Raw genomic sequence first — 7,791 nt, 5'->3', positions numbered from 1 at the left:
CGCGCCGGTTGGCTCTCGGCCGGCCGAACATCACCACGGCGAGCACCACCAGTGCGGCGATCAGGACGACCACAACGGCGAGCAGGACGGGACCGGCGTCCCCGGTCGGGCCGGAGAACAGGGACTGGATCCAGTCCATGACCGCCTTCGAGGCGAGGTCGAACCACGTCGGCTTCGCCGTCTGGTACTCCGGCTTGGTCAGCTCCGTGCGGATCCAGTCCTGGGCGTCCGGGGAGCTGGGGTCGACCGGGATGTCGAGGCGCACGTCGCTCAGGCGCCCGGCCAGGGCGCGCCGGGTGCGGGCGGAACGGTGGGGGCGGGCCGGGTGAACGGGTCCGGCAGGTCCTGCCCGGTCTGGCGCGCCTCCACGTACCGCACCAGTTCGAGGTCGAGGCCCTCCTTGCGCATCCTGAGGTCGATGTAGATGAGCGCGACCGCGGCGGTCTGCACGACGCTGCCGATGGCCCCGACGACCGCGCCGACGACGCTGGAGATGACGTTGACGCCGAGCTGCCCGGCCAGGATGGCGGAGAAGCTGGACGGGTCCTGGCTGCTGAGCGAGGTCGGAGCGAAGATGCCGCCGATCATCCCGCCGACCAGCGCGAACGGCGTCGTGATGATCTGGGTCACCGCGTAGACGATCAGCCAGATCAGCGCGATCACGCCGAACGTCCGCCAGAAGTTGCCGTTCGTCAGCCGCCAGGCCCTCTGGATCGCCGCGCCGATCGAGAGCCGTTCGATGACGATGGCGCTCGGCACGGTGGCGATCTTCGTGTTGATCCAGATGGCGAGCGCGACGAGCCCGAGCGCGCCGAGGATGCCGGTGAGGACGGCTCCGACGACTCCGGCGGGTCCGCCGAGGGCGGCGAGGGCGATGACGACACCGGCGACGAGCGCGATGGCGACGAGCCACGCGAGCGCCAGCAGGAAGGTGTAGCCGATCAGCGCGCCGATGCGACCGCGGACGAACCGCCAGAGCGCGCCGAAGGTGAGCTTGTCGCCGAGGGTCTCTTTTGCCACCTCGCTGACGATCACGCCCTGCAGGATGGCCGAGAACACGGTCGAGATGACGATCGAGAGCACGCCGAGCACGATCGAGCCGCCGATCGCGCCCGCGGTGATCGCGTCCTGCTCGCCGGCGGCGGCGTTCTCGATGCGCTGGAAGAGGAACGCGACGCCGCCCGCGATCAGCAGGGAGACGACGATGGTCGGGATGCCCTGCAGCAGCAGCGCTGCGCCGACGGTGATGCGCGGGTTGCGGCGCAGCGCCTGGAACGGCGCGCCGATCAGGGTGCCGAACGCGAGCGGGCGCAGCGGGATGAGGCCGGGCTTGGGCGGCGGGGCCCAGCCGGGCTGCGCGCCCGGTGCCGCGTACCCCTGCTGCCAGCCGTAGCCGGGCTGCTGGTACTGGCCCTGCTGATAGCCCTGCTGGTAGCCGCCCTGCGGGTACCCGTAGCCGGGCGGCGGCGGAGGCGGCGTCTGCTGACCGTTACCCGGCGCGTACTCGCCGTACCGGGGGAGCGGCGGCGCGGGAGGCGGCACCTCGGCACCGGGAGCCGGCGCCCCCGCGGCCTGCCCGTCCGGCGCGCCGCCGGCGGCCCCGTTCTCGTTCGAGCCCGGTGCCCGCCAGGTCTGGTCGTCGCTCACGTGCGTGCCTCTCATCCCCCGTGTGGTGCGATGCTCCCATGCTGGCACATCCCTTGCGCGCGCGATGCCCCGCCCACAGGGCACGTCGGGCCCGCACGGTTTGCCCAGCGCGCTTGGGGTGCTCGCGCAGGCGGCTCGACTACGCTTGTGCCGTTGCAGCCGCGGCGCTCGCCGCCCGAGAGGGGTTCAAGGACACTCGCACATGACTAGTCGCATCCTGGTGGTCGACGACGACACCGCCCTCGCCGAGATGATCGGCATCGTGCTGCGCACCGAGGGATTCGACCCCGTCTTCTGCGAGGACGGCGCGGAGGCGGTCGAGACGTTCCGCGCGACCAAGCCGGACCTGGTGCTCCTGGACCTGATGCTCCCCGGCCTCGACGGGATCGAGGTGTGCAGCAGGATCCGCGCGGAGTCCGGCACCCCGGTCATCATGCTCACGGCCAAGTCCGACACCGCGGACGTGGTGAAGGGCCTCGAGTCCGGCGCCGACGACTACATGGTCAAGCCGTTCAACCCCAAGGAGCTGGTGGCCCGCATCCGCACCAGGCTCCGCCCCGCGCCGACCGCGCCCGCGGCGGAGCAGCTGCGCGTCGGAGACCTCGTCGTCGACGTCGCCGGGCACGAGGTGCGCCGCGGCGAGACCCGCATCGCGCTCACCCCGCTGGAGTTCGACCTGCTCCTCGCGCTCGCCTCCAAGCCGCAGCAGGTGTTCACGCGCGAGATGCTGCTCGAGCAGGTCTGGGGATACCACTACAAGGCGGACACCCGCCTGGTGAACGTCCACGTCCAGCGCCTGCGCGCCAAGGTCGAGCTCGACCCCGACAACCCGAAGATCGTCATGACCGTGCGCGGGGTCGGCTACCGCGCCGGCGCGGCGACCTAGCGCCGGAGGCGTCGGCATGCGCTTCCGCTGGCCGGACAGGGAGTGGTGGCGGCTCGTGCCGTCCCGGCTCGCGCGCCTCTGGCGGCGCTCGCTGCAGCTGCGGACCGTGGCCATCACGCTGCTGCTGACCGGCGTCGCCATCCTGGTGACCGGAATCTACATGGCGCTCTCGATCAGCAACGACCTCTACCAGTCCCGCCTCGATGAGGCGCTCCGCGACTCCAGCCGGGCGACCACGGCCGCGCAGTCCACCCTCAACGCCTCCGACCTTTCCGCGTCCGACAGCGGGAAGAACCTCCTGAACACGGCGCTCCAGTCTGTGCAGTCGTCGACCTCCAGCCGGCTCGTCGCTGCGTACCGCGTTCCCGGTCAGGACACCGGCGTCCTCGCGCCTCCCGACCGCGGCAGCCCCGCGCTCAACTCGGTGATCTCGCCGGCCCTCCGCGAGCAGGTGCAGAAGGGCGGCACCAAGCAGTTCTTCCAGTCCGTCGCCCTGCCGGCAGGCAACGGCGCGACCGACCCCGGCATCGTCGTCGGGACCCAGCTGACTCTGCCGTCGTACGGGCGCTACGAGCTCTACATCGGCTACAACCTGCGCGACTCCGAGAACACCCTGTTCTTCGTGCAGAACACGCTCATGCTCGCCGGCATCGCGCTGATCGTGCTGATCGGCGCGATCACCTGGGTGATCGTGCGCTTCGTCGTCGAGCCGATCCGCGAGGCGGCGCGCACGAGCGAACGGCTCGCGGCGGGGGACCTGGCGGTGCGCATCCCTGAGCGCGGCGAGGACGTGTTCGCCTCGCTCGCGCGCTCCTTCAACGGGATGGCGGACAGCCTGCAGAACCAGATCAACCAGCTCGCGACGCTGTCGCAGCTGCAGCAGCGCTTCGTGTCCGACGTCTCGCACGAGCTGCGCACACCGCTGACGACCATCCGGCTCGCCGGCGACGTGATCTACGACCAGAGGGACACCTTCCCGCCCGCGACCGAGCGGACGGCCGAGCTGCTGCACACGCAGATCCAGCGCTTCGACCGGCTGCTCTCCGACCTCCTGGAGATCAGCAGGTACGACGCCGGCTCCGTCGCACTCGAGCCGGAGCCGACGAACCTGGTCCGGCTGGCGGAGGACGTGGTGGACGAGCTGCGCACGCTCGCGGAGCAGAACGGCAGCGAGCTCCGGCTGGACGCGCCCGGCGGCTACTTCGACGTCGGGATGGACCCGCGGCGCATCCGCCGCATCGTGCGGAACCTGATCGGCAACGCGATCGAGCACGGCGAGGGGAAGCCGGTCGTCGTCACCGTCGACAGCAACGAGACCGCCGTCGCCCTCACCGTGCGCGACTACGGGATCGGGATGAGCCAGCAGGACGTGAACCACGTCTTCGACCGGTTCTGGCGCGCCGACCCCAGCCGCAAGCGCACGCTCGGCGGCACCGGCCTCGGGCTCGCGATCTCGCTGGAGGACGCGACGCTGCACTCCGGCTGGTTGCAGGTGTGGTCGATGCCGGGCCAGGGGTCCTCGTTCCGGCTGACGCTGCCGCGCATCCACGGCAAGGAGATCTCCGCGTCCCCGCTGCCGCTGCCGCCGATCGACGCCGGCTGGGTGCCGCGTCCGGAGCCGGAGGCCCCGGCGCCGGCCGACGACGGGGCGCGGGAGTCCGCCGTGCCGGGGCGGGAGGCGCGCGCATGACCACCAGCAGGATCCGGAACCGCCTCCGCACCGCGGCCGCCGTCGCCGCGGCGCTGGCGCTCGTGCTCGCCGGCTGCGCGAGCATCCCCGACTCCGGGCCGGTGCAAGAGGGGCGCGCCGTCACCCAGGTGAACGACCCGCTCGACCTCGACTTCAACCCGTCCCCGCCAGAGGACGGCGCGACGCCGCAGCGCATCGTGCAGGGCTTCATCGACGCCGCGTCCAGCCCGAAGAACAACTTCGAGATCGCGCGCGAGTACCTCACGAAGTCGATGGCCTCGTCCTGGAAACCGGACGAGTCGGTCACGGTGGACGACGGACGCAACCGCGTCTACGGCCACGACGCGAACCAGTGGCGGGTCCAGGTGAACCCGCTCGCCAACGTGGACAGCGTCGGCGCGTACCACCCGGTCACGAGCACCGCGCCGGTCAGCCTCAGCTACGAGCTGACCAAGGAGGACGGCCAGTGGCGGATCGCCGTCGCGCCGAACGGCGTCGTGATCGACGACCCGACCTTCCGCGCCGTCTACGCGCAGCAGACGCTGTACTTCTACAGCCCCGGCTACGGCTACCTCGTCCCCGACGCCCGCTGGTTCCCGGCCCGGGTGGCCGCGGCCGCGACGCGCGTGGTGAGCGCGGTGCTCGCCGGCCCTGCCAAGTGGCTGAACGGCGCGGTGGTCAGCGCGTTCCCGCAGGGCACCCAGCTCGCCGTGCCCTCCGTGACGACCTCAGGCGGCGTCGCGCACGCCGACCTCAGCTCGGAGGCCGGCCAGGCCGACCAGCTGCAGCTGCAGCGCATGCAGCTCCAGCTGGAGCAGAGCCTGGGCTCGCTCGCGAGCTCCGTCGAGCTCTCCATCGAGGGCAACGTCCAGCAGATCCCGCCGCTGACCGACGGCTCGGCGCCGGTGCAGGATCCGCCGGTCGACTCGCACCCGATCGTCTACCGGGGGACGAGCTTCGGCCTGTCCACCGGGTCCTCGATCACTGACCTGAGCGGCCTCAGCGACAAGGTGGTCGCGCTGCAGCCGACCGCGGTCACGGTCAACGCGGCGCGGGACCAGACGGCGCTGCTCGCCAAGGGCGGTGCGGCGTATCTGGTGAAGAAATCCGGCGACCCGATCCGCGTGGACGCGCGCCGGGGGCTGATCGCGCCCGCGATCGACAACGACGGCTGGGTCTGGTCGGTCCCCGGTGCGACGCCGTCCGGTCTGCAGGTGTCCGGCGCGTCCGGCGGCCCCCATGCGGTGAAGGCGGACTGGCCGGCCGCCACCGGGATCACCTCGCTCGCGGTCTCCAGGGACGGCACGCGCGTCGTCGCGCTGCTCGACACCGCGTCCGGCCCGACGCTCGTGGCGGCGGGCGTCGTGCGGGGCAGCGGCGGCCTCCCGACCGAGCTCACCCAGCCGGTCGAGCTGGCGATGGGGGACGGCACGCCGATCTCGGTCGCCTGGACGAGCGACCTCAAGGTCGCCGTGCTCAGCTCCACCAACGGGGACGCGACGAGCATCGCAGAGCAGACGATCGGCGGGACGTCGACGAGCACGGCGGGACCGGCCTCCGGCCGGGTGATCGTGGGAGCGGGCGGCCTGTCGCGCTACCTCGTGCTCGCGGCGGACGGGACGCTGCAGGCGCCGACCGGCACCGGCTGGCAGACTCAGACCGACAAGGTAGGCGCCGTCGCCGTGCAGATGGGGCAGCCGTAGGAGTCCTCCACAGCCGGGATGGCCTGGTCGGCTCTCCACGGATCCGGAGTTCCGCGACCGGCGCGTGCGCCGGACCGGGATGCTCGTCCCATGACGACGACCGATCTGCTCCCTGTCCCCGTCCGCGACGCCCTGCTCGACGCGGCCGCCATCCTGCTCCCGGTGCGCTGCGCCGGCTGCGCAGCGCCGGACCGGGCGGTGTGCGAACGCTGCCTGGCGGCGATGCGGGCGAGTCCGGTCCCACGGACGGTCGGTCCGCTCGCGGTCTGGGCGGGTCTGGAGTACGACGGGGCGGCGCGGGCGGTGCTCCTCGCCTTCAAGGAGAGGGGCCGCACCGACGCTGCCGGCGTCCTCGCGGCCGCCCTCCGTGCCGCGATCGTCGCCGCGCAGCGCGAGTCCCGCGCCGCACCGGACGGCGGTTCGGCCCGGCGCGGGCGGGGGGCGGCGCTGCTTCCCGTGCTCATCCCGTCCACCCGGCAGGCCTGGCGCCGGCGCGGCTACCACCCGACCGGGCTGGTGCTCGCGCGGGCGCGCATCCTCGTCCCGCCGCTGTGGCGCGCGCTCCGGCTCACCAGGCAGACCGCGGACCAGGCGGGCCTGAGCGGTACGGCGCGTGCGGCCAACCGGCGGGCCAGCATGGTGGCGAGCCCGCGGCTGCGCGGCCGGGCGTGCCTGCTCGTGGACGACATCGTCACGACGGGCGCGACGCTCCGCGAGGCGGCGCGTGCGGTCGAGGCGGCGGGAGGGACGGTGGTGGGAGCGGCAGCGATCGCGCACACGCCGTTGCGGTCCGGTTGACCTCCAGGGAACACTCAGCGCAGTCACCGGGAATGCCGCGTGTTTTCCGGTTCCGTTACCCGAGGGGGAGCACTACGGTAGTCGAAAAGGCGCGAGCGATCCGCCCTTCGTGATCCGGGCGGACGTCACGCCAGATCAGGGAGGTCTCCATGGACATCAACATCGTCGGACGCAACCTGGGCATCACTGATCGCTTCCGTGAATACGCGACCGAGAAGTCGGAGAAAGTCGCGCATCTGGCGGAGCGGGCCATCTCCTTCGAGATCAAGGTCAGCCGCCACAACGAGAAGCTCGGATCCCAGAACGGCGACGACCGGGTCGAGTTGACGCTCGTCGGACCGAAGGCCGTCGTACGGTCCGAGGCGACGGGGACCGACAAGTACGCCGCGTTCGACATCGCGCTCGGGAAGCTGCTCGAACGCGTCCGCAGGGCCAAGGACAGGCGCAAGGTGCATCGCGGGCAGCATCGCCCGACATCGCTGCGCGAGGCCAGCACGGACGGGTTCAGCGCAGTGGGACTCGCGGCGGCGCCGGTGTCGGTGCTCGACCAGGTCCGCACCGGGAGCACGCCTGTCGTCTCCGACGAACAGGCGGAGGCAGAAGAGGCGGAAGAGGAGTACAGCCCGGTCGTGATCCGCCAGAAGGTGTTCGCCAGCGTCCCGATGACGGTGGACGATGCGCTCTACTACATGGAGCTCATCGGGCACGACTTCTATCTCTTCGTCGACCAGGAGACCAAGCGGCCGAGCGTCGTCTACCGCCGCAAGGGCTGGGACTATGGCGTGATCGCGCTGGACGACGAAGCGGAGGAGCTGCAGGAGGTGGCGACCGCCGGCCGCAAGCTCGGCTGACGTCGACCGCGCCGCTGGGATGCGCCCCGGCGGCGCCCCCCAACCGCGCCCATCTGTTCCCCCCGGCGCCTCCCCTCCGCCCGGTCGAGGTGCGGCCTCCGGGGGGCCGGCTGCGCCGCCTCGCGCCCGGCCGCGCACGCCGCCGGCAGCTGGTCGTCGAGCGACTCCCCGTTGCTGTAGCGCTCGCGCAGCTCCACGGTCTCGTGCATGAGCTCT

6 protein-coding genes and 1 pseudogene are annotated in these 7,791 nt (G+C 72.1%); 5 read left to right on the top strand and 2 right to left on the bottom strand.

All coding sequences use genetic code 11. From position 1 onward, the window contains the following. Positions 1-265: pseudogene (locus ACTHMF_RS17475) on the bottom strand (DUF4129 domain-containing protein); the annotation flags it as partial. Positions 266-270: 5 nt separating this feature from the next. Continuing rightward, positions 271-1,647, bottom strand: coding sequence for a hypothetical protein (locus ACTHMF_RS17470; RefSeq protein WP_440319380.1), 1,377 nt, complete (start codon positions 1,645-1,647; stop codon positions 271-273). Positions 1,648-1,849: 202 nt separating this feature from the next. On the opposite strand from ACTHMF_RS17470, the gene mtrA reads away from it, so the two are divergent. The 5 genes from mtrA (at position 1,850) to hpf (ending at position 7,575) form a co-directional block, all read left to right on the top strand. Next, positions 1,850-2,533, top strand: a complete 684-nt coding sequence (mtrA, locus tag ACTHMF_RS17465) for an MtrAB system response regulator MtrA (protein ID WP_314149613.1) — start codon at positions 1,850-1,852, stop codon at positions 2,531-2,533. 16 nt (positions 2,534-2,549) lie between these two features. Next, a complete protein-coding gene (gene mtrB, locus ACTHMF_RS17460; protein ID WP_440319377.1) occupies positions 2,550-4,223 on the top strand; it encodes an MtrAB system histidine kinase MtrB in 1,674 nt (557 codons plus the stop codon). Beyond that, on the top strand, positions 4,220-5,926 hold the full coding sequence (locus ACTHMF_RS17455) for an LpqB family beta-propeller domain-containing protein (RefSeq protein WP_440319376.1): 1,707 nt from the start codon (positions 4,220-4,222) through the stop codon (positions 5,924-5,926). The genes mtrB and ACTHMF_RS17455 overlap by 4 nt, the downstream gene beginning before the upstream one ends. A 90-nt stretch (positions 5,927-6,016) precedes the next feature. Next, positions 6,017-6,724: a ComF family protein gene (locus ACTHMF_RS17450; protein WP_440319374.1), complete on the top strand. Its 708-nt coding sequence runs from the start codon at positions 6,017-6,019 to the stop codon at positions 6,722-6,724. A gap of 149 nt (positions 6,725-6,873) precedes the next feature. Beyond that, positions 6,874-7,575, top strand: a complete 702-nt coding sequence (gene hpf / locus ACTHMF_RS17445) for a ribosome hibernation-promoting factor, HPF/YfiA family (RefSeq protein WP_440319372.1) — start codon at positions 6,874-6,876, stop codon at positions 7,573-7,575. Positions 7,576-7,791 lie beyond the last annotated feature (216 nt).

The organism is Leifsonia sp., from assembly GCF_051955155.1.
Taxonomy (GTDB): Bacteria; Actinomycetota; Actinomycetes; order Actinomycetales; family Microbacteriaceae; genus Leifsonia.
The sequence above is the reverse complement of the archived record's forward strand: the minus strand, read 5'-3'. Positions and strand labels throughout refer to the sequence as shown.

Excerpts from the sequence above, each read along its gene's own strand:
- mtrB (WP_440319377.1), top strand. The coding sequence starts at position 2,550 with ATGCGCTTCCGCTGGCCGGACAGGGAGTGGTGGCGGCTCGTGCCGTCC.
- ACTHMF_RS17455 (WP_440319376.1), top strand. The coding sequence starts at position 4,220 with ATGACCACCAGCAGGATCCGGAACCGCCTCCGCACCGCGGCCGCCGTC.
- hpf (WP_440319372.1), top strand. The coding sequence starts at position 6,874 with ATGGACATCAACATCGTCGGACGCAACCTGGGCATCACTGATCGCTTC.
- ACTHMF_RS17450 (WP_440319374.1), top strand. The coding sequence starts at position 6,017 with ATGACGACGACCGATCTGCTCCCTGTCCCCGTCCGCGACGCCCTGCTC.
- mtrA (WP_314149613.1), top strand. The coding sequence starts at position 1,850 with ATGACTAGTCGCATCCTGGTGGTCGACGACGACACCGCCCTCGCCGAG.